The organism is Actinoplanes sp. NPDC000266, assembly GCF_042899005.1.
Taxonomy (GTDB): domain Bacteria; phylum Actinomycetota; class Actinomycetes; order Mycobacteriales; family Micromonosporaceae; genus Actinoplanes.
The window spans coordinates 123979-145927 of sequence record NZ_JBIAZI010000003.1; the positions used below are offsets into that span (position 1 = coordinate 123979).

Consider the following 21949-nt stretch of genomic DNA (forward strand, 5'->3'; position numbering starts at 1 on the left):
CAGCGGCCCAGCGGCCCAGCGGCCCAGCGGCCCAGCGGCCCAGCGGCCCAGCGGCCCAGCGGCCCAGCGGCCCAGCGGCCCAGCGGCCCAGCGGCCCAGCGGCCGGGCGGACGGACGGTCGGGCGGCCCAGCGGTCGGGCGGTCGGGCGGTCGGGCGGACGGGCGGCCCAGCGGTCGGGCGGACGGGCGGCCCAGCGGCCGGGCGGACGGGCGGACGGGCGGTCGGGCGGACGGGCGGCCCAGCGGTCGGGCGGACGGGCGGACGAACGGCCACCCCCATGACCGCGCGCCGGGCAGCACGGCATGGCGGCGGCACTCACGACCGTGCGGCACGGCGGCAGGGCCCCGGGCAGCACGTCTGAGCGGCGGACCCACGGCCGCGCACGGCGGCGCCACCCCTCGCGCGGCCATGCGGCGGCACCACGGCCGCGGGTCGCATTCGTGACCGCGCGGACGGCGGCGGCGGCCGACCACGCCCACGACAGCTCGACAGCGAGGCAGGGTGGGCAGCACGCCTGGGCGGCAGCACCCACGGCCGCGCGGGCCGGCGGCACCACCCACGCGCAGCCGGCCGGCGGCGTCCACAACCGCACAGCCCAGCGGCACCGCCCAGGACGGCGCAACCGGTCTGCGGCGTCCAGAACAGCACAGCCGAGCGTCAGCGCCCAGGAGGACGCGACCAGGCGATGGCGCGAGCGCGTGGCCGTCCCCGGGCTGGGCGCGGCCGTGCCGGGCGCGAGTCGGGCTGGGCGCTCGGCCTGGGCGGGCGAGTCGGGCAGAGCGCGAGTCGGGCGGCTGCCGTGGGGCTGGCGGAAGGTGGTGCGGATAACCGGTTGGCGGGGACCCTAGGATCTGGGGGTATATGAGCGCGACGATGATTGCCCGCGAGCTTGCTGCGGGGCACGGTGACCGGACGCTGTTCAGTGGGCTTGACCTTGTAGTTGCGCCTGGGGACGTTATCGGGCTGGTGGGGGTCAACGGGGCCGGCAAGACCACGCTGCTGCGGACGCTGGCGGGGATTCTTCCTCTGGAAAGTGGAGCGGTGTCCCTCAGTCCGCCCAGCGCCAACGTCGGATATCTGCCGCAGGAAAGGGAGCGGCGCTCCGGGGAGAGCGTGCGGGACTTTCTGGGGCGACGTACGGGGGTCGGGCCGGCGCAGGTCGCGCTCGATGACGCCACCGAGGCGCTCACCGAAGGGCGGGCCGGGGCCGACGACGCCTACTCGGTCGCGCTTGAGCGGTGGCTCGATCTCGGCGGGGCCGATCTGGACGAGCGGGCGGCTCAGGTTGCGGGTGAGCTCGGGCTTGACGTTGCGCTCGACCATCCGATGACCGCGCTGTCCGGTGGGCAGGCGGCCCGGGCCGGGATGGCGTCTCTGCTGCTCAGCCGGTACGACATCTTTCTGCTCGACGAGCCTACGAACGACCTTGACCTTGATGGGCTTCGGCGGCTCGAGGAGTTCGTCAGCGGGCTGCGGGCGGGGACCGTCGTCGTCAGCCACGACCGGGAGTTTCTGGCCCGGACCGTGACCAAGGTGCTGGAGCTCGACCTCGCGCAGCAGCAAGTGAACCTCTTCGGTGGTGGCTACACCGCCTATCTCGAGGAGCGGGAGCGGGCCCGGCTGCATGCTCGGGAGCAGTACGAGGAGTACGCCGACAAGAAGGACGACCTGCTCGAGCGGGCTCGCATGCAGCGGGCCTGGATGGAGAAGGGCGTTCGGAACGCGCACCGCAAGGCGCCCGACAACGACAAGATCGGGAAGAAGTACCGGGCCGAGGCCAGTGAGAAGCAGGCGGCCAAGGCCCGGCAGACCGAGAAGCTCATCGAGCGGCTCGACGTGGTCGAGGAGCCCCGCAAGGAGTGGGAGCTGCGGATGGAGATCGCCGTGGCGCCCCGGGCCGGTGCGGTGGTGGCGACCATGCGCGACGGTGTGGTGCGGCGGGGCGGGTTCACGCTGGGGCCGGTGACGTTGCAGATCGACTGGGCCGACCGGGTGGCCATCACGGGAGCCAACGGGTCGGGCAAGTCGACGCTGCTCGCGGCCCTGCTGGGGCGGCTGCCGCTCGACGAGGGCAGCGCGGCGCTCGGGCCGGGCGTCGTGGTCGGCGAGGTCGATCAGGCGCGGGGGCTGTTCCTGGGTGACGAGGCGCTGGCCCGGGCGTTCGGCGCGGCCGTGCCGGAGCTCTCGGACGCCGACGTGCGGACGCTGCTGGCGAAGTTCGGGCTCAAGGCCGCGCACGTTCTGCGGCCCGCGGCCACGCTGTCGCCCGGGGAGCGCACGCGGGCGGCGCTGGCTCTGCTCCAGGCGCGCGGGGTCAACCTGCTCGTGCTGGACGAGCCGACCAACCACCTCGACCTGGCCGCCATCGAGCAGCTGGAGTCGGCCCTCAGCTCGTACACGGGAACGCTTCTTCTCGTCACTCACGACCGGCGGATGCTGGAGGCGGTCAGCACCACCCGGCACCTCGAGGTCGCCGCGGGCAAGGTCATCGGCTGACGATCACCCGCACGGCGTCGGCGAACAGGTCGTCGGCCGTGCGCCCGTCGAGCAGGTAGTCGCCGATCGCCGCCACCAGCGTCGGATGGCGTTCGGTGAAGCCGTCCACGTCGAACGGGCCGGCCGGCCTCGGCGACTGCTCGTCCAGCACGTGGCCGATCGTGAACCGGACGACGACCAGCACCGTCAAGCGGGCCTGACGCAGCGGCATGCCGTGGGTGAAGAGCGTGCGCATGGCGAGCTCGGACACCCCGGCCAGCGTCTCCGACAAGGGCGCCGTGGAGACGATCCGCGCGCCGTCCGGGTGGGCGATCATCGCGGCCCGCAGCCGCTCGGCCACCCCGGCGAGCCAGTCGTCCCACGTCTGTCCCGCGACCGGGCGGCGCAGGTCGTGAAGATCGCTCAGGATCGCCTCGGCCAGCGCGGCGACGAGTGCGGCCTTGTCCTTCACGTACCAGTAGAGCGTGGGGGCGCGTACGCCCAGCCGGTCTCCTAACTTCCGCAGCGTCAGATTGTCGAGTCCGCCCTCGTCGAGCAGCTCCACCGCCGCCGCGATGACCTTTTCCCTGTCCAGCGCCAACCCTCAACCCTCTCTCTAACACCGTTAGACTAAGTCTCTTACGGTGTTAGAGAGTCGATCTGGTCGGCGAGGGCGTCCAGGCGCGCCTGCCAGTGGTCGACGATCGCGACGGCCCGGGTCCTGTCGGCCTCGGTCGCGGACGGGTCGGTCAGCAGGGCCCGGTAGTCGGCGATGGCGGCCGACAGATAGGCGCTCGCGCCCCACAGCTCGAGCTTCGGGTGGCGGGCGTTCGGGTTGCCGGCCCGGAGGTCGGCCAGGTGGGTCTTCGCGGCCGCCAGCTCGTAGAGGGCGACGTCCCGCTGGGCGAGGGTGGCCTCGGGCGAGACGAGGAGGCGGCGGTATTCGGCGTCGGCCTCGGCCACGCGGGCCTGAGCCTGGGCGATCTCGGCCGGGGCGGCCACGTACGCCGGAGCGGGCTCGGCGATCTCGTCCGGCTCGACAGCCGGCGCGGCCGAGGAAGCCGAGCCGGACGAGGAAGAAGGGGACGAGGAAGAAGGGGAAGGGGAAGAGGAAGACGAGGGAGCGGCCGTGGAGGGCGAGGAGGAAGGCGAAGGGGACGAGGACTTGGCGGCCGGCGACTTGAAAACGGCCGGAGAGGCGGCGAGCGAGGCCTCCTCGCCCGGGAAGAGCACGCCGACCACGGGCAGGTTGCACGCGGCCTGGGCGGCCCGGGCCCGGCTCTCGATGTCGTCGTCGAGGGCGAGCGCGGCCTGGACCGTCTCGGCGGTGGCGTCACCGGCCGCGAGGGCCTGGCGCTTCCGCTCGTCGGCGGCGAGGCCCTTCACGGCGTGCCGGAGGTCGCTGTGCAGCAGGAGCAGGCCCGCGTGCCGGGCGAAGCCGGCCTTCACGCTGTCGTAGCCCTCGCCGGCCACGCCGATGCCGCTGATCTCGTCGCAGGTCGCCTGGGTGGCGTACGTGTCGGCCAGGAACGCTCCCGCGCCGGTCACGCCCAGCGTCACGGCGGCCACCGCCAGCCCCGCCCTCTGCCACGCCGGGCGTGGGCCCCGCGTGAGCGTGCCCGGCGTACGTACCTGATCCCGCTCCGCTGCCACGTGTCCTCCCCCGGCCGTCCCCCTGTCGGACACTCAATGTCGGCAGCGGGACCCGGCCACTTGAGAAGCCGGAGGGGCAGTCAGGGTGCGAGCGTGCGGGCCAGGCGGAAGCCGACGTCGTCGACGCGGAAGGCGGGGTGGCTGCGGCGGCGTACCGAGGCCCGGCAGCTCCAGTGCTCGTCGAACCAGCCGCCGCCCCGGAGTACGCGGTAGGTGCCGTAGACCGTGGGGTCGTACAGGTCCCAGCACCAGTTCCAGACGTTGCCGATCATGTCGTGCAGGCCCCAGGCGTTCGGCGCCCGGGTGCCGACGTCGTGGGCCCGGCCGCCCGAATTGTCGCGGTACCACGCGATGTCGCCGAGATCGCCGTAGCGGGGGCCCTCGGTGCCGGCCCGGCAGGCGAACTCCCACTCCGCCTCGGTCGGCAGCCGGTAGCCGCCGGCCGAGGGGTCCCATTCCACTTCCTCACCCTCGATGGCGTACGCCGGGGTCAGCCCCTCGTGCTCGGAACGCGCGTTGCAGAACCGGACCGCGTCGAGCCACGACACCTCCGACGCCGGCCGCCTCGACCCGGCGGCCTGCCCGTACTCGTCCTCGGTGACCGGCAGCGCCGCGATCTCGAAGGGCGCCAGGTCGACCTGCCACTGGCGCCGGGTACGGCGGTCGGCCAGCACCACCCGCCCGGCCGCGAGGCGGATCAAGCGCCGAGCCGGTTCAGCGGAACCACCGCCCGGTGGGCCGGTATGCCCGCGGCCGGCCAGGCCACCAGCAGGTCGAGGGCCTCGGCGCTGGCCACCGCGAACTCCTCGGTGGCGTGGAACGTGCCGGCGCCACCGCTGTAGCCGCCCTCGTAGGCGCGCAACGGGAACGCCGAGGCGCCGTGCAGCAGGGCCACCGTGGGCCGCACCCGCACGAAGTCGTCGCGGTGAGGCAGCTCGACCTGTTCGAGCCGGGTCGCCGCCTCGCCGCGGGCCAGGCTCTCCACCTCGAGGGCCAGGATCGGGCCGGAGCGGGTCACCCGGGACAGCACGATCACGGCGTCGCGGTCGCGGACCAGCACGCACGGGTCGGCCGCCAGCCGGCCGGCTTCGATCCGCGGGGAGCCGGGGTCGCCCAGCAGCGGCGGCTCGGGCAGCACCGACGCGTCGCCCGGCGGAGCCGTCCCGGCGGCCAGCTTGGCCACCGGGGTCGCCTCCCACACCGAGAACGTGCCCCGCTGCACGGTGGCCCGGCCCGGCAGGGCCAGGCCGATCACCGCTTCCGGGAAGCCGATCTCGGGCCAGGCCAGCACCAGGTCGACGTGGTCGAAGACGGGCGGCAGCACGACCGTGGTGCGGACCTCCACGTAGCGCCCCGAGTAGACCGACGTCGACCCGTACACCCACTGGGCCCGGCCCGACCGGTCGAGGCAGCCGACGCGCAGGTGCATGCCCTCGTCGTACTCGGGCAGCAGCACCCGCGCCGCCGTCACCCCGGCCGGGCCGGGGCGCAGCTCGCCCCACTCGTCCAGCCCGGGCGGCACGTCGCCGGGCTCGGCCGGGTGGCGGGCGGCCAGCCTGATCTCGAGGCCCGTGGGCCGGGAGACGATCAGGGACACGCCGACGCTCAACTCGGGACGGTCGACCAGCAGGCCGCCGGGGTGGGCGACGACGCCGAGGGTTTCGCTCACCACCATGGCGACCAATCTAGTGGCACAGTACGACGGTGTTCACGCAGCGTCCGGCTTGGGCGGAAGCGCCCGTGTCGCTACGGCAAAAGGTGACTTCGATCTCCGGCGCACCGGCGGTGAGCAGCCGGGATGTGCACGGCGGGATGACACCGGGCCCGGCCGCCATCCTCGGCCTGGCCGACGGCCGGGAGATCTTCGTGAAGGCCGTGCCCACGTCCGCGACCGGTTCCTGCCGGGCCTACCGGCGCGAGGCGGTCGCCCTGGCCGCGATGCCGGCGGCCGCGCCCGCGCCGGCGCTGATCGGATCGGCCGAGGTCGACGGCTGGTTCGCGCTGATCATGTCGCGGGTCGTGGGCGTGCCGGCCGGGCCGCCGTGGGACGACCGGGGCGCCCGGCTGGTCGCCGGCGCGTGCGCCGCGATCGGGCGCCTGCCCGCGCCCGCCGGGGTGCCACGGATCGCTGAGCTGGTGACGGATCTGGACGGCTGGGACCGGGCCGAGCCGCTCGACGACTGGGAGCGTGAGCACGCGCCGCGGCTGGCGCGGATGGCCCGAAGGTGGCCGGAGTGGACGGCCGGGGCGTCCCTGGTCCATCAGGACGTGCGGGCGGACAACGCCCTGATCGGCGCCCATACGGCGACGCTCGTGGACTGGAGCTTCGGCTGTGCGGGGGCGTCGTGGCTGGACGGTGCCCGGCTGGCGGCGGACGTGGTCGCCGGCGGGCATTCCGGCGGGCCCGGGGCTGCGCTGCGGATGGCCGAGGAGACGCTGCGCGCGCTGCCCGAGGGGGCGTCACGGTTCGTTGCCGCGCTGGCCGGGATGTGGCGATTCCGGTCCACACTGCCTCCGCCGGCGGGGCTGCCGACCCTGCGGAGCTGGCAGGCGGCCCGGGCCCGGGCGCTGCGGCCGCTGCTGGAACGGCTCGCCGGGTGACCACCCACATGGCCGGATGCCCGCGTACGGCCTTGAGTTGCGGCGAGGCCGGCGCTACGGCGGGGGCTTGCCCCAACCCCGTACATCTGAAGTTGGCTTGAACGGGGTATAGGTGTCCCGGGAGGATCGATGTCGGTGAAGGCGTGGCGACTTTTCGCGGTCGCGGTCGTGGTGATGCTGGCGGCGTGCGCGTTTCCGTCCCTGGAGGACGATCCGGCGCCCCAGCGGGCGTCGGGCACGGTGACGAACGCGTTGAAGGATGTCGAGCGGTTCTGGGGTGAGCAGTTCCCGGAGATCACCGGCGGGCAGAAGTTCCAGCCGATCAAGGGCGGCTATCACCCCTACACGGAGAGCGATCCGCCGCCGGCGTGCGGTGGGCAGCAGGCCGGCTACTCGCCGAACGCGTTCTACTGCCCCGAGCAGGACTTCATCGCCTGGGACGCGCAGACCCTCATCCCGTCGCTGGAGGCGGACTACGGGCCGGCGCTCGTCGGCGTGGTGATGGCGCACGAGTACGGGCACGCCATCCAGGCCCGGATCGGGCCGGACAACCAGCAGACCGTCGTCCTGGAGCAACAGGCCGACTGCTACGCCGGCGCGTGGCTGGCCGATGTGCTCGCGGGACGGTCGAAGGCGTTCAAGAAACTGACCGCCGAGCAGTTGGACACGACGGTCGCCGGGCTTCTCCTGCTGCGCGACCAGCCGGGCACGCCGGCCGAGGCCGAGGGGGCGCACGGCAACGCCTTCGACCGGATCCGGGCCCTTCAGGAGGGCGTGGAGGACGGCGCCGGTCAATGCGCGAAGTACCGGGCGAGCAACCTGCCGGTGACCGAGGTGCCGTTCAGCACCCGGGAGGAGGCGGCGACCGGGGGCGACCTGCCCTACGACGAGGCGATCCAGTTGCTCGCGGCCGACGCCCAGGGCTACTGGCAGCGTACGTATCCGCAGCTCACCGGCGAGCAGTGGCCGCAGCTGCCGGTGCAGGCGTTCGAGGCGGGCTCGCCGCCGGCGTGCGAGCGCCCGGACGCGTCGGCGGGCGGGGCGGCGTTCTACTGCCCGGACGGCGACTTCGCGGCGTTCGACACGACCGACCTGGGCCCGCAGCTGCACGCGAAGATCGGCGACTACGCGGTCGGGATGCTGCTGGGCGACCTGTTCGCGCGGGCGGCGCAGGACCGGCGCGGCGCCGAGACCCGGGACCGGGCCGGGCAGCTGGCGGTCGACTGCCTGGCCGGGTCGTGGACGAACGACGTGCTCACCCGCGAGGACCAGAAGTCGCTGCGCCTGTCACCGGGCGATCTCGACGAGGCGGTGTCGGCGCTGCTGGCGTTCGGCCGGGCCTCCGACGGCAGCGGGCCGACGGCGTTCGACCGGATCGCGTCCTACCGCTCGGGAGTGCTGGAGGGCCTGTCCGCCTGCCGTGCCTAAGATTCCGGGGTGCCGGAGATCGTCGAGCTGCTCGCCTCGCCCGTTCACCGCTTCGAGGGGCGGCCCGGTGACGGCCCGGCGCCGGCCCCGCCCGGTGAGCTGGTCCCGGTCATCGAGATCCGCCGGGGCCTGGGTGTCGTGGGCGACCGCTACTACGGCAAGCCGGCCCACCGGGACGCGAGCGTGACGGTGATCAGCCAGGAGTGGCTGCCGGAAGGCAAAGGCCTGTTGGAGGTACGCCGGAACGTGCTCATCGCCGGTCTGATCGTGGACGACCTGATCGGTCAGGTGCTGACCCTCGACTCGGGTGACGGGCCGGTGCGGCTGAAGGTCAACCGCAAGGCGCACCCCTGCGCGTGGATGGACGTGACCGTCGGGCCCGGCGCGTGGAAGGCCCTGCGCGGGAAGGGCGGCATCCGCTGCGAGCCCCTCGACGACGGGATCCTGCGGGCCGGCCCGGTGAAGGTCAGCTGACGGCCTGAACGAACGCGGCGAGTCGCTCCGCCACCACCTGAGGGTCGCAGTCCCGGCGGATCTCGATCATGACCGCTTGCACGGCGGGTTCCCGGCCGTAGTACTCCAGCGGCACATAACAGCCCCCGAACGGCGAATTGAGCGACATTTCCGGAAATGTTGCTCTGGCCGCGTCGATGATCGTCGCCGGTGTGTGGAAGTCGTCGGTGCCGAGGCAGATCGGCGGGCGCGGGCCGTCGCCGTGCAGCTCGTACGGCAGCGCTTGCACCGGGTACGAATGGACGTCCACGATGATCACCCGGCCGGTCGCCGCGAGGCGCTGCCCCACGAGATCGGACACCCCTCGGGCGTACGGCCGGAAATGCTCCTCGATGAGCCGCCGGTCCCGAACCGGATCATCGCTCCGGAGCCGCCGCCCCGCATAGCCGTGCGTATAGACGGCGCCCATGCCGGCCGCGAGCATCTCCTCGCGCTCATCGGGGAACCGCTCCGGATCGACCACCAGCCGTGACCAGCGGTTCCGGAACTCCCACACCCCGGGCACGGCCGCCGCGATCTCCGCCGTGTGCGCGTCCGTGAGGTTGTCCAGCTCGTCGGCCAGCTCCGCGTCGTCCAGCAGGATCGACGCCCGCGCCTCCGGCGTCAGCTCGCGCGAGGCGTGCGGCACGTGCAGGATCACCGGCGACGCCGGATCACCGGGCCGGATGTCGAAGATCAAGGACTGCTCCCGCCGTACGCCCGGAAGGCCGTGACCGGCCTCCCGGGCGCAACGCTACGCTCAGGCCAGGGCCGAGCAGATCGTGTTGACCAGCAGGCGGGTGACGACGTACGGGTCGCAGTTGGCGTTCGGGCGGCGGTCCTCGATGTAGCCCTTGCCGTCCTTCTCGACCTGCCACGGGATGCGCACCGAGGCGGCCCGGTCCGAGACGCCGTAACTGTACTCGCTCCACGGCGCGGTCTCGTGCATGCCGGTGAGCCGGTGCTGGATGTCGGCGCCGTAGCCGGCGATGTGCTCGGCGACCTTGCCGTCCTTGCCGAGCGACTCGGCCGCCGTGATGATCGCGTCGTAGTTCTCGCGCATGGCCTTGGTCGAGAAGTTGGTGTGCGCCCCGGCGCCGTTCCAGTCGCCCTTGACCGGCTTCGGGTCGAGGGTCGCGCTGACGTTGAAGTCCTCGGCAATGCGGTAGAGCAGCCAGCGGGCCACCCACAGCTCGTCGGCGACCTGCGGCGCGGCCACCGGGCCGATCTGGAACTCCCACTGGCCGGGCATGACCTCGGCGTTGATGCCGGACAGGTGCAGGCCGGCCTCGAGGCACAGGTCCATGTGCTTCTCGACGATGTCGCGGCCGAAGACCTCGTCGGCGCCGACACCGCAGTAGTAGCCACCCTGCGGGGCGGGGAAGCCGCCGCCGAGCGGGAAGCCGAGCGGGCGGCCGTCCTGGAAGAAGGTGTACTCCTGCTCGATGCCGAAGATCGGCTCCTGGTCGGCGAACTTGGCCGCGACCTCGGCGCACTCGGCGCGGGTGTTCGTCGGGTGCGGCCGGCCGTCGATCAGCAGCACCTCGCACAGCACCAGCTTGTTGTCGCCGCCGCGGATGGGGTCGGGGCAGACGAAGACCGGCTTGAGCACGCAGTCCGACTTGTCGCCGGGCGCCTGGTTCGTGCTGGAGCCGTCGAAGCCCCAGATCGGCAGGTCGGCGCCGTCCTCGACGATCTTCGTCTTCGACCGGAGCTTGGCGGTCGGCTCGGTGCCGTCGATCCAGATGTACTCAGCCTTGAACGGCATTCAATCGCTCCTTGGGACATAAGGGGGAACGACGGGCGATGCTACCGAGCGATGATCACCTGGAGCGTCTCCCGACGGTGAGAGGATCAACACCGTCCGCGTTAACAGCGCGGAAATAACGGTGCGTATCGCAGCCCCGTGCCCGTTGCAGGCGATTTGGCGAATTTCGCCCCACTTAGTGAGTCTGGACTTACCGTTGTTCCGTCGGTCCTGGTTCGAGGGGGAAGTGCGATGCCCGATCGCGGTGGATTCGCGACCACCATTGACCGCAAGCCGCTCACGGCCTATTTCGCCGACCGGAGTCTGCTGGCCAAGACGATCGCGGCCGCCGTCTGCATGGCGGTGGTCGCCGTCGCCGTCGCCGTCATCTCGATCAACCGGATGGCCACCCTCGGTGACGATCTCAAGGTCATGAAGGCGCAGCACGTCGACAGCCTCCAGCAGGTCGCCAACATGCGCGGCGGGATCGCGGTGATGTTCCGCGGCATGGTGCAGGTCTCCAGCGGCAAGACCGACACCGCGAAGGCGAACGGCCGCAAGACCATCGAGGCCGGGGACAAGACGGCCGACGACGCGCTCGAGGCCTACGCCGCCGCCACCGCCGGGTCGGCCACCCGCACCGCGGTGCTGGCCGAGTTCAGCGACGCGCTCGAGCACTACCGGGCGCTGCGCGACTACGCCTTCTTCGGTGAGGCGATCCCCGCCAAGTTCGAGACCCCGGCCGCCGCCGACCTGCTCACCGCCTTCAACGAGACCGAGGCCACCATGACCTCGGACATCGAGAAGCTCCAGGAGACCGAGGACGCCGAGGCGAACGCGATGGCGACCGCCGGCGAGGACGCCTACAAGAGCGCCCGCACGGTCACCCTGATCGGCCTGGCCATCGGCCTGCTGCTCGCGCTCGCGGTCTGTGTCGGGGTGATCCGGCTGATCCGGCCGCAGCTGGCCACGGTCTCCAGGGCCCTGGACGCGGTGGCCGAAGGCGACCTGACGGTCGCGGCCGAGGTGCGCTCGCACGACGAGCTCGGCGCCATGGCGTACGCCGTCAACCGCGCCCGCGACGGCCTCAAGCAGACGGTCGACGACCTGAACCACGGCGCGGCCACGCTCGGCGAGGGCACCCAGCGGCTCGCGAGCATCAGCACCCGGCTCGCCCAGGGCGCCCACGAGGCCGCCGAGCAGGCCAACGTCGTGGCCAACAGCGCCGGCGACGTGTCGACCAGCGTGCAGTCGGTGGCCGCGGGCAGCGACGAGATGGGCGTCTCGATCCGCGAGATCGCCGAGAACGCCAACAACGCGGCCCAGGTCGCCGCCCGCGCGGTCGGCGTCGCCCAGAACACCAACGACACCGTGGCCAAGCTCGGCACCTCCTCCGAGGAGATCGGCAACGTGGTCAAGGTGATCACGCAGATCGCCGAGCAGACCAACCTGCTCGCTCTCAACGCGACGATCGAGGCGGCCCGCGCCGGCGAGGCCGGCAAGGGCTTCGCGGTGGTGGCGACCGAGGTCAAGGACCTGGCCCAGGAGACGGCGAAGGCCACCGAGGACATCTCGCGCCGGGTCGAGGCCATCCAGGACGACACCTCCAGCGCGGTCGACGCGATCGGCGAGATCTCCCGGATCATCTCGGAGATCAACGACTACCAGGTCACCATCGCCTCGGCGGTCGAGGAGCAGACGGCCACCACCAACGAGATGAGCCGCAGCATCGGCGACGCCGCCAGCGGCAGCTCGAACATCGCCGGCAACATCAACGTGGTCGCCGAGTCCGTGCAGGCACAGACCAGCGCTCTCACCGAGGCCGACGCCTCGGTGACCGAGCTGTCACGGGTGTCCGACGAGCTCCGCTCGGTGGTGGCCCGCTTCCGCGTCTGAGAACCTCCGAAAGGTCGATCGGCATGCTCGGCAACATCAAGATCGGCGTACGGCTGGGTGGCGCGTTCACCGGCGTGTGCCTGTGCATGGTCATCGCGCTCGGCATCGGCCTGTGGGGGCAGAACTCGGCCGAGAACGCCACCGAGAAGCTGGCCGAGGCCGCCGGCACGAGGGCCGACGCGCTCACCGCGAAGTTCCGCACCGCCGACTTCAACGGCTGGCAGACCGGGTACGCCTTCGACGTGCTGCGCGGGGTCGAGAACGCCACCTCCGACACGGTCGGGCAGCGCAAGAACTTCCTCGCCTCGACCGCCGCCTTCGAGGAGGATCTCGAAGCGCTGCGCGCGGACGGCCTGACCGCCGGCGAGGAGGCGGCCGTGTCCACCGCCGAGGAGGCGTTCTCCCAGTTCATGTCCGTCGACGAGCAGATCGTCGCGCTCTACCGGCAGGACACGGCGAGCGCGACGAAGCAGGCCGGCGCGCTGGTGGCCGGCTCCGCCCTGGAGTGGATGGACAAGATCATCGCGGCCATCGACGACCTGACGGAGCTGACCGCCACCGCCGCCACCGACGCCAAGGCGGAGGCGAACGACGCCGCGAACACGGCCCGGACGTTCATGGTCGTGGCCGGCGTGCTGGCCCTGGCCCTGGCCGCGCTGCTCGCGGTGCTGGTCACCCGCAGCATCACCCGTCCGCTGAGCGCCACCGTCGAGACGCTGCGGACGGTCGCGAACAAGAACCTGACCGTACGGGCGCCCGAGACCGGCCGCGACGAGCTGGCCACCATGGGCCGGGCGGTCAACAGCACCCTGGACGTGCTGATCAACGCCTTCCACCGGATCAGCGACCACAGCCGTACCCTGGCCGGGGCCTCGCACGAGCTCACCGCGGCCTCGGGCCGCATCGCCGACGCCGCCGCCGGCGCGTCCGAGCAGTCGGACCGGGTGGCGTCGGCCGCCGAGGAGGTCTCGCACAGCGTGCAGACCGTGGCCGCCGGCACCGAGGAGATGAACGCGGCCATCCGCGAGATCTCGGGCAGCGCGAGTCAGGCGGCCGGGGTGGCGGCCAGCGGCGTCGACAGCGCCCGCGAGGCCGGCGAGACCATCGGGCAGCTCAGCCGCTCCAGCGCCGAGATCGGCGAGGTGGTCAAGCTGATCACCTCGATCGCCGAGCAGACGAACCTGCTCGCGCTGAACGCGACGATCGAGGCGGCCCGCGCGGGCGAGTCGGGCAAGGGCTTCGCGGTGGTGGCCTCGGAGGTCAAGGACCTGGCCCAGGAGACGGCGAAGGCCACCGAGTCGATCGCGGCCCGGGTGACGGCCATCCAGCACGACACCACGGCCGCGATCGGCGCCATCGACCGCATCACCGGCATCATCGGCCAGGTCAACGAGCACTCGACGACGATCGCGGCGGCCGTCGAGCAGCAGACGGCGACGACCGCCGAGATGGGCCGCAACATCACCGAGGCCGCGACCGGCTCGGGCGAGATCGCCGAGGGCGTCTCCGGGGTCGCGACCTCGGCCCAGGTGACCAAGGACGGCGTGGCCGAGGCCCAGGAGACGGCGGAGAACCTCGAACTGATGTCCCGCGAGCTCCAGGAGATCGTCGACCAGTTCCAGCTCAAGGCTCGTTAGGGCAGCAGCGTCCGGCGCAGGCTGAGCAGCGTCTGGTGGTGGCCGGCGATCATCGGCCGGGAGTCCCGGACGAGCTTGACCACCCGCGGATCGGCGCCTTCCCGGGTCTCACGGTCGCCGTCGGCGAGAGCGGCCTGGTGGCCGAGGATCTGGGTCAGCACGTAGAGGATGTCGAAGCGCTCGGCGTCGTAGTTGCTGTACTGGGCCAGACGCCGGCGCTGGGCCGGGTCGGGCTGGGACGGCAGCACGACGCCCACTCGCGCGGCGGTGGCGGTGACCGCGCGGTCCAGGACGATGTGGCTCTGCGCGAAATGGGCGCCCAGTTCGCGCACCTCGGCGGTCTGGCCCCTGGTCTCGGCGATCTGGCCACCGGCGATCTCGAACAGATGTGACTGGTGGGCCGCGATGAGGAACGCCTCGTCCTGCATGTTGGGAGCGCTGGCCACCGCCGCGGGAACCGGCGCGGCGGCGGCCGGCGCGGACGGGGTCAGCAGGGCCACGGCAGTCGCCGCAGCGGTCAGTATCTTCAGCATTTCGGTCCTTTCAGACATCGTCGTCACGAGCAATTTTCCCGTTCTGCGGGGGTTCGTGGTGGCGGAAATAGCGGGACGGCCGGAAAGGTTGGCAGCGACGTGAAGAAGAAGATCGGTTTCCTGTCCTTCGGCCACTGGCGCGACGCGGCGGGCTCGCAGACCCGCACCGGGGCCGACGCCCTGCTGCAGACCATCGAGCTGGCCGAGGCGGCCGAGGAACTGGGCGTGGACGGCGCGTTCGTCCGGGTGCACCACTTCGAGCGCCAGCTCGCCTCGCCGTTCCCGCTGCTGGCCGCGATCGGCGCCCGCACCTCGCGCATCGAGATCGGCACCGGCGTCATCGACATGCGCTACGAGAACCCGCTCTACATGGCCGAGGAGGCCGCGGCGGCCGACCTGATCAGCGGCGGGCGCCTGCAGCTCGGCGTCTCACGCGGATCCCCGGAGACCGTGCTGAACGGCGCCCACGAGTTCGGCTACATCCCGCCCGAGGGAACGACGTCGGCCGACCTGGCCCGCTCGAAGACGGAGTACTTCCTGTCGGCCATCTCCGGCGAGGCCGTGGCCCGCACGGATCCCGGCCGCACCGGCGGCATCAGCGGTGGCCTGGCCATCCAGCCTCAGTCCCCCGGCCTGCGCGACCGCGTCTGGTGGGGCGCCGGCACTCGCGCCACGGCGCAGTGGGCGGCCCAGCTCGGCGTGAACCTGCAGAGCTCCACCCTGCTGTCGGAGGACACCGGCGTGCCGTTCGACGAGTTGCAGGCCGAGCAGATCGCCCTCTACCGCGAGGCGTGGAAGGAGGCCGGCCACCACCGCGAGCCCCGCGTGTCGATCTCCCGCAGCGTCCTGCCGGTCACCGAGGACATCGACCGCGTCTACTTCGGCCGTCAGGACCAGGGCGACCAGGTGGGGCTGCTGGAGGGGGTCCGGTCACGCTTCGGCCGCACGTACGCCGGTGAGCCCGACCGGATCGCGGCCGAGCTCGCGGCCGACGCCGCCGTGCGGGCGGCCGACACGATCCTGTTCACCGTGCCGAACCAGCTGGGTGTCGCCTACAACGCCCGCATCCTGGAGACGATCACCAAGCACATCGCCCCAGCGATCGGCTGGACCCCGGCCTGACCTCGGCCGGTCTACGGTGGACGCATGACCGTCGAGTACATCCGGTACCGCGCTTCCGGCGACTTCGAACGGGCGGCGCGCTTCCTGGCGAGCGCGCCGCAGTGTGCCGACTACGAGTTGAGCCGTTCCACCGCCGATCCGGCCGACTGCGTCCTGCGGATCACGTGGACGTCGGCCACCGACCGTCCCGAGGGTTTCCCGGGCGACCTGCTTCCCGGCTCCGAGGCCGTCTACGAGCTGACGGCGGTCCGCGGTTCCGGCGGTTCGGTTCCGACCTTGTACGACTGGGCCGGCGGCGCCGAGGCGTTCGAGCGCCTCACCAGCCGCTTCTACGAACTGGTGGCGGCCGACGACCTGATCGGCCCGCTGTTCGCCCACATGGACCCGGCGCATCCGCGCTACGTGGCGATGTGGCTGTCCGAGGTCTTCGGTGGCCCCGCCCGCTATACCACCGCCCGGGGCGGCTACGCCCACATGCTCGCCCACCACGTGGGCAAGGCCATCACCGAGCCGCAGCGCCGCCGCTGGGTGAGCCTGCTCGCCGACGCCGCCGACGAGGTGGGGCTGCCCGGCGATCCCGAGTTCCGGGCCGCCTTCATGGGCTACATCGAGTGGGGCACCCGTCTGGCCCTGGCCAACTCCCAGCCCGGCGCGACCCCACCGGAGCGGGCCCCGGTGCCGCGCTGGGGCTGGGGCGTGGCGCCGCCGTGGAGGGGCTAGTACGGGTTTTCAGGCGCGGCCCCAGAGGTCGTACGGGCGGGGCCCGGGCCGGAATCCGTGCGCCTCGGCCATCTGCGCGGCGTCGGCGAAGCCGTGCCCCACGAACTCGGGAAAATGGGCGTCGCTGCCGAAGGTGACCGCGTCCCCGCCTTCTTCGTGCCACCACCGAAGAATCGTGGAGTGCAGCGGAATCCGGGTATTGATCTCCAGCGCCCGGCCGGACTGGGCGGTGGCCCGCAGCGCGTACCGGAACTCCTCCTCGAAATCCCCCGGCTCGAAATGCCCGGGCCACGACCGAACCGGATAGTCGACGTGCGCCAGCACCGCGAACGGCGAGTCGCTGTGCGCCATGACGGCGACCGCTTCGAGATATTCCCGCATGACACCGGCCGGCTCCCGATGCGGATAGATTCCCCACGGCTCGGCGTAGACGCCGTTGTCGGGCAGAGCGTGCAGCGACCCGAGCAGCCGATCGAACGGCCCGGCCGCGAGCACCCGCGCACACGCCTCGGCGTGCCAGTGCGGCTCCCCCATTTCGAGCCCGCTGAGAATCCGCAGTTCCGGAAACCGTTCCCGGCACCGCTCGACCGCCGCCAGATATCCCACGGCATCGAACCGCGGCGGCGTCAGAATCCCCTCGGAGTCGGCGGTCGAGAGCAGAACATCCAGCGCGTACGGCCCCTCGAGCTCGATCCGCCACACGGTGTGGTCCAGATGCTCGGTGAAGGCGACCGCCGGCAGCCCGATGTCCAGGGCCCGGGCACAGGTGGCCTCCATGTCCCCGCCCGTGGCATCCCAGGACCATTCACTGTGGACATGACTGTCCGCCGGAAGCCCCATCACAGCTGCCGGAGAACCGCGACCACACGGCCGAGCACAACCGCACCCGCCGCCCCCTCGAACACCCGCACCGAAGCCTCCCCCTCCACCATCACGGCGACGATCTCCCCGGCCCGAGCACCGCCCTGCCGCCGGACGACCACCAGATCACCGTCACGGATACCCGCACCGGCCATCACATCATCGCGGACCCGCACCATGAAGTGCTCCCCTTCCCCGACCACAGCCCGGGGAAGCGCAAGCCGCCCGTCCCGTGTCACCGGCCCGATGAGCAGCCCACCCTCATCAAGCAGACCGGGTATCCGCCCGCCACTTTCCGGCCCCGCCACCCACCCGGTGCCTTGACGAGCACTGGTCCGCCGGGAAGAAGACCCGCGAGCCCCGGCCCCACCCGCAGTGGTCCCATCGCCGCTGGCCACACCACCCACACAGGCCCCCCATCGGGCGCCGCCCACCTCGGCCTCGCCAGCATGGGGCCCGTCAGCCTTCGCGTCGCCGCAGATCCCACCAGCGCTGGAGCCGACTCCGCCGCTCTCGCCGTCACCGGTCTCGCCCCCACAGATCCCGTCACCGCAGGTCCCGCCGATGCTCGCGCCGCCGCCAGCCTCGCCGCCACCGGCCGCGCGCCCGCAGATCGCATCACCGCAGGACCCGCCGATGCCCGCGCCGCCGCCAGCCTCGCCGCCACCGGCCGCGCCACCGCAGATCCCATCACCGCAGGACCCGCCGATGCCCGCGCCGCCCCCGCCGGTCCTTCCGGTACGCGTTCCTGTCGCCTCGGCGGCCGGACCGGTGCGGCTCGTGGGGGCGTCCGATGGGCGCCGTTCGCTCGGATCGTCGGACCGGCGGGAGCGCTCGGTCAGAAGCGCCCGGCCGGCCCGGCGGTGCAGATGGCCTTTGCGCTCCAATTGGGTCAGTTGGTAGGCGACGCTGGAGGACGAGGTCAAGCCGACCGCGTCGCCGATCTCGCGGATCGTGGGCGGGTAGCCGTGGCGGCCGCTCCACTCGCGGAGGAAGGACAGGATGCGGTGCTGGCGGGCGGACAGGTCGTCGTGCCGTGCGGACTGCATCAGGTGGTGGTCACCTCCCTGCGGGCGTCGGCCGCCGCGATGGCGGCGCGCATGGACTCCCGCTCGCCGGGATGCCACGGGCCGGAACTGGTCATGGGGATCTCGGTCATGAACCGGCGCTCCGGCTCGGGAATGCGGGCGACCAGAAGATCGGGTTCATTCGCGGCCGTCTTGTAGAGGGCCGGACCGTCCGCGTAGAACAGGTCGGCCACCACGAGATGACCGTCGGCGGCGCGCATGACGTTCGACGGGTTGGTGTCGAGCGGGCCGCACCACGGCAGTTCGCGCCGTGCCCGCTCGTGAACCAGCCGCACGACACGGACCAGCTCGGCGACCTCCGGCGCCTCGGCCGCGATCGCCTCATGGAGCGCCGCCGCCTCGTCCACCGGCACCGCCTGGAGCCACTCCATGAGCTGAAGATCGCCGCCACCGGCCAGCCGCCGATGATCGAACAGCACGGGCACCTGCCCGGTGTGTGCGGCCTCCCGGTAGAGCGCCACCGCGTACGGCCCGGTGGGATCGAACGGGCTGATCCGCGCCGCGGCCGTCCCGTCCGGCGACCGCAGGGCGATCGCCCAGTCCCCAGCACCGCACGGCGTCCAGCCCTCAGCGAGCAGCACCCGCTCGACCCCGCGATGATCGGCACTCTCGGCAAACAGTTCGCGAAGCCGCCCCGCCATCACGCCCGCCACCGTCGACCCCTAGGCAGGTCGGACAAGACAAGGAGCCACCCGGGGCAAGCGCGAAGGACCCGCGAGGGGAACGTCCCACGAGTCGGGCGGTGCCGCGCCGTGGCCCGTGGGGGACTCACGGGCCCGGCCGCGTTGCCGATCTGCGTCATGGGGCGAACCTAGACCGGGGGTATGACACTTTTGGACGGTCAGCGGCGACGGGCGGCCACTATCAGGGCGATGACCAGGCCGATCACGACGATCAGGCAGACCAGCAGATGCAAGGGCTTGATGGCGAGCATCGCGACACCGTACCGAAAAGGGACGAGCCTCGATGACCGGTTGTCATCGAGGCTCGTCAGCGGGCCGGGCGCGGGCGTGGGGGTCTCCCCGCGCGGGCCGGGCCGCCCTCCATCACAGGTCGATGAAGATGGGGTTCGTGTAGAACCACGTGTCCAGCCACGGGTCGCCGTCGCCCGGCGTGTGCACGATCGGTCCCCGCGGGTCGATCGCCTTGCCGAGCGGGCCGGGGCCGTTGCGGCGGCCGTCGCTGCCGCGCAGGCGCAGGTAGCCGGGCTCGCGGACCGGGTCGATCGGGATCCGCAGCGTGTACGTTCCCTTGCGGCCGGCCGTTCCCACGCTCCGCGTGACGCGCGTGGCGGGAGCGCGCCACGTGCTCCTGTCGGCGGCCGGTCCGCGTACGGCACCCTGAATGACATCGACGTGGGCCAGTGAAGGCACCACGTTGTGCAGGTTCGGCCTGGACGCGGTGGTGACCGTGACGAGCAGCGTCAGCTTCTCGCCGCGGCGCGCGCGCAGGCGGCCGCCCAGCGTGGCCGACTTCGAACCCGAGCCCACGAGCCGGACGTCGACGGCGTCCAGCAGCTGGCCGTGGTCGACCCAGACGCGGCCCGCGCGGAGCCCGTCCATCACCTCGCGGTAGCCGTAGCGGGTCACACCCACATGCGTACGGCTGAACTGACCCGGCCAGAAGTCACTGCCGGCCTGCGGAGTTGTCGTCGGGACGGGATCGGGCAGTTTGCCGGTGTTGTCGAAGTTCTGCCCGGCCGGCCAGTCGCCGTTGCGCCACGTGTCGTACACGGTCCGGTGGTTGTCCGAGTTCGACGTGATGGAGAAGAGCTTGCCCTCCGCGAGCAGCGCGTCCCACATGCCACCCACCGTGGCCGTCATCCAGTCAAAACCGCCATAGGTCACGTACGCCTCGGCGGGGTAGCCCGGCCAGGACTGGTCGGACGGCTTGTTCTCGTATTCGCCGCGGATGCTGTTCGCGCCGCGCCAGCCGGGCAGGGCCGCGCCCTGAGCGCCCGGCGCGCCCTCCATGCCGATCATGACGCTGGGGTCGGCGTCGCGCCATCCGCGCAGCTCGGACGGCGAGTCGATGCCGAGCCGGGACGGGTGGTTGGCCAGCACCAGCACGTCCGGGACGTCGCCGGCGCGCTTGCGGGCGGCCAGCCACTTGATCGCCGCGACGGCCAGCGCCTCGTTGTCGGCCGTGGACGTCGTGCGATTGAGGAGCTTCCCGTCGTACGCCAACTCGAAGTCCCGCAGAATCGTCGCCTCGTTCACGCCGGGCGCCGTGAAGACCGTCGCGTGCTCGGCGCCCGGGATGTACCACTCGAGGCCCTGGAAGAGCAGCATGCGGGGGTTCTCGGCCCGGGCCGTGACCACCTCGGCGTGCTCGGCCAGCGCGCCACCGGCGTTGGCGTGCCCGATGTTGCTGTGCTCGGTCATGACCATCCAGTCGAGACCGAACTGGGCCGCCCGCATGGCCTGCTGGCTGAACGTGTACTTCGCGTCGTGGCTGTACACCGTGTGCACGTGGTGGTCGCCGGCCAGGTACGCGAAGTCACCGTCATCCGGCGCCGGGTGCGAGGAGTGAGCCGCCGCCGGTGACGGAGCGAGAGCACCGGCCGCGGCGAAGCCGGCCCCGAAGAGCCCCGCGCTCTTGAGGATTCCCCGCCTCGACACGGCCTGCGCGTCCAGCTTCGACTCGGGAACCTCCGGATCGGCCCACTCCGGCAGCGTCTGATCGGTCGCCATGCCCACTCCCCCTCGATGATCATGAAGCGACGATCACCCTGCTCACCTCAACCGACGGCCACCCCAACACCCGGCTAACGGCGGAGGTCGAGGCGAGGTCGGGTGTACGGCGGCGAAGGCGCACGCCCGCACGAGGCATCCGATAGGTTGTCGATCATCATGGCGACCACCACGAATGATTTCGACCAGCACGAGCGGACCCAGTGGGCCGGGCAGGCCGCGGCCTATCAGGGCAGTTTCGCCGCGCTGTGCGCCCACCCCGCCGGCCCGTTGCTGGACGCCGCGGGCGTCGAGGCCGGCACCCGGGTGCTCGACGCCGGCACCGGGACGGGCACGGTGGCGGCGCTGGCCTGGGCCCGGGGCGCCCACGTGGTGGCGGTCGACGCCGAGCCGAGCATGCTGGAGCTGACCGGCCGCCGCGTCCCGGCCGCCGGCATCCACCAGGCCGTCCTGCCGGACCTGCCGTTCGGCGACGGCGCGTTCGACGCCGCGGTGGCCAATTTCGTCATCAACCACGTCGGCGATCCGGCGGCCGCCGTCCGGGAACTCCGCCGCGTGGCACGCCCGGGCGGCCGCGTCGCGGTGACGATCTGGCCCTGTCCGACGCCGCCGGCGCAGCAGCTCTGGTCCACGGTCTTCGACGCGGCCGGCGTCGAGCGCCCGGCCGACCTGCCCCGGCTCACCCCGGACAACGACTTCCCCCGCACCGCCGAGGGGCTGTCCGCGTTGCTCCACCGGGCCGGCCTCACCGGCGTGACCGCCGAGACGATCGCCTGGACGCACCGCACCGACCCGGAGTCGTGGTGGAACGGCCCGGCCAACGGCATCGGCTCCCCCGGCACCGTGATGCGACGCCAGGACTCGTCCACCGTGGCCCGCGTCCGGAAGCAGTACGACCGGCTGACCGAGCCCTACCGGGACGACGACGGCCGCCTCGCCCTGCCCACGTCGGCCCTGCTGGCCGCCGGCATCGCCGGTTGACCCACGGGCCTCGGCGGGGAA

Annotated in this window: 20 protein-coding genes and 2 pseudogenes; 9 read left to right on the forward strand and 13 right to left on the reverse strand. The window is 72.3% G+C overall.

Annotated elements, in window-relative coordinates; translation table 11 throughout:
* Nucleotides 1–593: pseudogene (locus ACFY36_RS12140) on the reverse strand (hypothetical protein); the annotation flags it as partial.
* A gap of 269 nt (nucleotides 594–862) precedes the next feature.
* Between ACFY36_RS12140 and ACFY36_RS12145 the strand changes: the two are divergent.
* Nucleotides 863–2497 (forward strand): ABC-F family ATP-binding cassette domain-containing protein, encoded by a 1635-nt coding sequence (locus ACFY36_RS12145; protein WP_499745980.1) that lies wholly within the window; start codon nucleotides 863–865, stop codon nucleotides 2495–2497.
* Here ACFY36_RS12145 and ACFY36_RS12150 read toward each other — a convergent pair.
* The 4 genes from ACFY36_RS12150 to ACFY36_RS12165 all read right to left on the reverse strand — a co-directional run bounded on the left by ACFY36_RS12150 (nucleotide 2487) and on the right by ACFY36_RS12165 (nucleotide 5804).
* Nucleotides 2487–3077 (reverse strand): TetR/AcrR family transcriptional regulator C-terminal domain-containing protein, encoded by a 591-nt coding sequence (locus tag ACFY36_RS12150; RefSeq protein ID WP_499745981.1) that lies wholly within the window; start codon nucleotides 3075–3077, stop codon nucleotides 2487–2489. The genes ACFY36_RS12145 and ACFY36_RS12150 overlap by 11 nt on opposite strands.
* Nucleotides 3078–3115: 38 nt before the next feature.
* On the reverse strand, nucleotides 3116–4129 hold the full coding sequence (locus ACFY36_RS12155) for a hypothetical protein (protein WP_499745982.1): 1014 nt from the start codon (nucleotides 4127–4129) through the stop codon (nucleotides 3116–3118).
* An 80-nt stretch (nucleotides 4130–4209) separates the two neighbouring features.
* On the reverse strand, nucleotides 4210–4830 hold the full coding sequence (locus tag ACFY36_RS12160) for a formylglycine-generating enzyme family protein (protein ID WP_499745983.1): 621 nt from the start codon (nucleotides 4828–4830) through the stop codon (nucleotides 4210–4212).
* Nucleotides 4827–5804, reverse strand: coding sequence for a hypothetical protein (locus ACFY36_RS12165; RefSeq protein WP_499745984.1), 978 nt, complete (start codon nucleotides 5802–5804; stop codon nucleotides 4827–4829). Before ACFY36_RS12165 ends, ACFY36_RS12160 begins: the two co-directional genes overlap by 4 nt.
* 110 nt (nucleotides 5805–5914) lie before the next feature.
* Here ACFY36_RS12165 and ACFY36_RS12170 point away from each other — a divergent pair, with 110 nt between their 5' ends.
* The 3 genes from ACFY36_RS12170 (at nucleotide 5915) to ACFY36_RS12180 (ending at nucleotide 8632) form a co-directional block, all read left to right on the forward strand.
* Complete coding sequence (locus ACFY36_RS12170; RefSeq protein ID WP_499745985.1) at nucleotides 5915–6730, forward strand: phosphotransferase family protein; 816 nt, start codon at nucleotides 5915–5917, stop codon at nucleotides 6728–6730.
* 129 nt (nucleotides 6731–6859) lie between these two features.
* Complete coding sequence (locus tag ACFY36_RS12175) at nucleotides 6860–8158, forward strand: neutral zinc metallopeptidase (RefSeq protein WP_499745986.1); 1299 nt, start codon at nucleotides 6860–6862, stop codon at nucleotides 8156–8158.
* A 9-nt stretch (nucleotides 8159–8167) separates the two neighbouring features.
* A complete protein-coding gene (locus ACFY36_RS12180; RefSeq protein WP_499745987.1) occupies nucleotides 8168–8632 on the forward strand; it encodes a molybdenum cofactor biosysynthesis protein in 465 nt (154 codons plus the stop codon).
* On the opposite strand, the gene ACFY36_RS12185 is transcribed toward ACFY36_RS12180, so the two are convergent.
* Together ACFY36_RS12185 and glnII are read right to left on the reverse strand one after the other, a co-directional pair.
* Nucleotides 8625–9350 carry an N-formylglutamate amidohydrolase gene (locus ACFY36_RS12185; protein ID WP_499745988.1) on the reverse strand — a complete coding sequence of 242 codons (726 nt, stop codon included), beginning with the start codon at nucleotides 9348–9350 and terminating at the stop codon, nucleotides 8625–8627. The genes ACFY36_RS12180 and ACFY36_RS12185 overlap by 8 nt on opposite strands.
* 60 nt (nucleotides 9351–9410) lie before the next feature.
* Nucleotides 9411–10418, reverse strand: coding sequence for a glutamine synthetase (gene glnII, locus ACFY36_RS12190; RefSeq protein WP_097321266.1), 1008 nt, complete (start codon nucleotides 10416–10418; stop codon nucleotides 9411–9413).
* A gap of 231 nt (nucleotides 10419–10649) precedes the next feature.
* Here glnII and ACFY36_RS12195 point away from each other — a divergent pair, with 231 nt between their 5' ends.
* Together ACFY36_RS12195 and ACFY36_RS12200 are read left to right on the forward strand one after the other, a co-directional pair.
* On the forward strand, nucleotides 10650–12293 hold the full coding sequence (locus ACFY36_RS12195; protein ID WP_499745989.1) for a methyl-accepting chemotaxis protein: 1644 nt from the start codon (nucleotides 10650–10652) through the stop codon (nucleotides 12291–12293).
* Nucleotides 12294–12316: 23 nt separating this feature from the next.
* The gene (locus tag ACFY36_RS12200) at nucleotides 12317–13930 is read left to right on the forward strand and encodes a methyl-accepting chemotaxis protein (RefSeq protein ID WP_499745990.1); all 1614 of its coding nucleotides are present in this window, start codon (nucleotides 12317–12319) and stop codon (nucleotides 13928–13930) included.
* On the opposite strand, the gene ACFY36_RS12205 is transcribed toward ACFY36_RS12200, so the two are convergent.
* Nucleotides 13927–14463, reverse strand: a complete 537-nt coding sequence (locus ACFY36_RS12205) for a DUF4142 domain-containing protein (RefSeq protein ID WP_499745991.1) — start codon at nucleotides 14461–14463, stop codon at nucleotides 13927–13929. The genes ACFY36_RS12200 and ACFY36_RS12205 overlap by 4 nt on opposite strands.
* Nucleotides 14464–14562: 99 nt before the next feature.
* Here ACFY36_RS12205 and ACFY36_RS12210 point away from each other — a divergent pair, with 99 nt between their 5' ends.
* Nucleotides 14563–15585, forward strand: a complete 1023-nt coding sequence (locus ACFY36_RS12210) for an LLM class flavin-dependent oxidoreductase (RefSeq protein ID WP_499745992.1) — start codon at nucleotides 14563–14565, stop codon at nucleotides 15583–15585.
* Nucleotides 15586–15609: 24 nt separating this feature from the next.
* Nucleotides 15610–16305, forward strand: a complete 696-nt coding sequence (locus tag ACFY36_RS12215) for a group II truncated hemoglobin (protein ID WP_499745993.1) — start codon at nucleotides 15610–15612, stop codon at nucleotides 16303–16305.
* 9 nt (nucleotides 16306–16314) lie between these two features.
* Here the strand turns inward: ACFY36_RS12215 and ACFY36_RS12220 are convergent, their stop codons facing one another.
* From ACFY36_RS12220 to ACFY36_RS12240, 5 genes and pseudogenes are all read right to left on the reverse strand, one after another.
* Nucleotides 16315–17145, reverse strand: coding sequence for a PHP domain-containing protein (locus ACFY36_RS12220; RefSeq protein ID WP_499745994.1), 831 nt, complete (start codon nucleotides 17143–17145; stop codon nucleotides 16315–16317).
* Nucleotides 17145–17600: a LexA family protein gene (locus ACFY36_RS12225; protein ID WP_499746797.1), complete on the reverse strand. Its 456-nt coding sequence runs from the start codon at nucleotides 17598–17600 to the stop codon at nucleotides 17145–17147. Before ACFY36_RS12225 ends, ACFY36_RS12220 begins: the two co-directional genes overlap by 1 nt.
* 425 nt (nucleotides 17601–18025) lie before the next feature.
* A pseudogene (locus ACFY36_RS12230) lies at nucleotides 18026–18215 on the reverse strand (LexA family protein); the annotation flags it as partial.
* On the reverse strand, nucleotides 18215–18835 hold the full coding sequence (locus ACFY36_RS12235; protein ID WP_499745995.1) for a hypothetical protein: 621 nt from the start codon (nucleotides 18833–18835) through the stop codon (nucleotides 18215–18217). The pseudogene ACFY36_RS12230 and the gene ACFY36_RS12235, both read right to left, overlap by 1 nt.
* A 465-nt stretch (nucleotides 18836–19300) precedes the next feature.
* Complete coding sequence (locus ACFY36_RS12240; RefSeq protein WP_499745996.1) at nucleotides 19301–20947, reverse strand: histidinol-phosphatase; 1647 nt, start codon at nucleotides 20945–20947, stop codon at nucleotides 19301–19303.
* Between the two features lie 159 nt (nucleotides 20948–21106).
* On the opposite strand from ACFY36_RS12240, the gene ACFY36_RS12245 reads away from it, so the two are divergent.
* Nucleotides 21107–21928, forward strand: a complete 822-nt coding sequence (locus ACFY36_RS12245; RefSeq protein WP_499745997.1) for a class I SAM-dependent methyltransferase — start codon at nucleotides 21107–21109, stop codon at nucleotides 21926–21928.
* Nucleotides 21929–21949 lie beyond the last annotated feature (21 nt).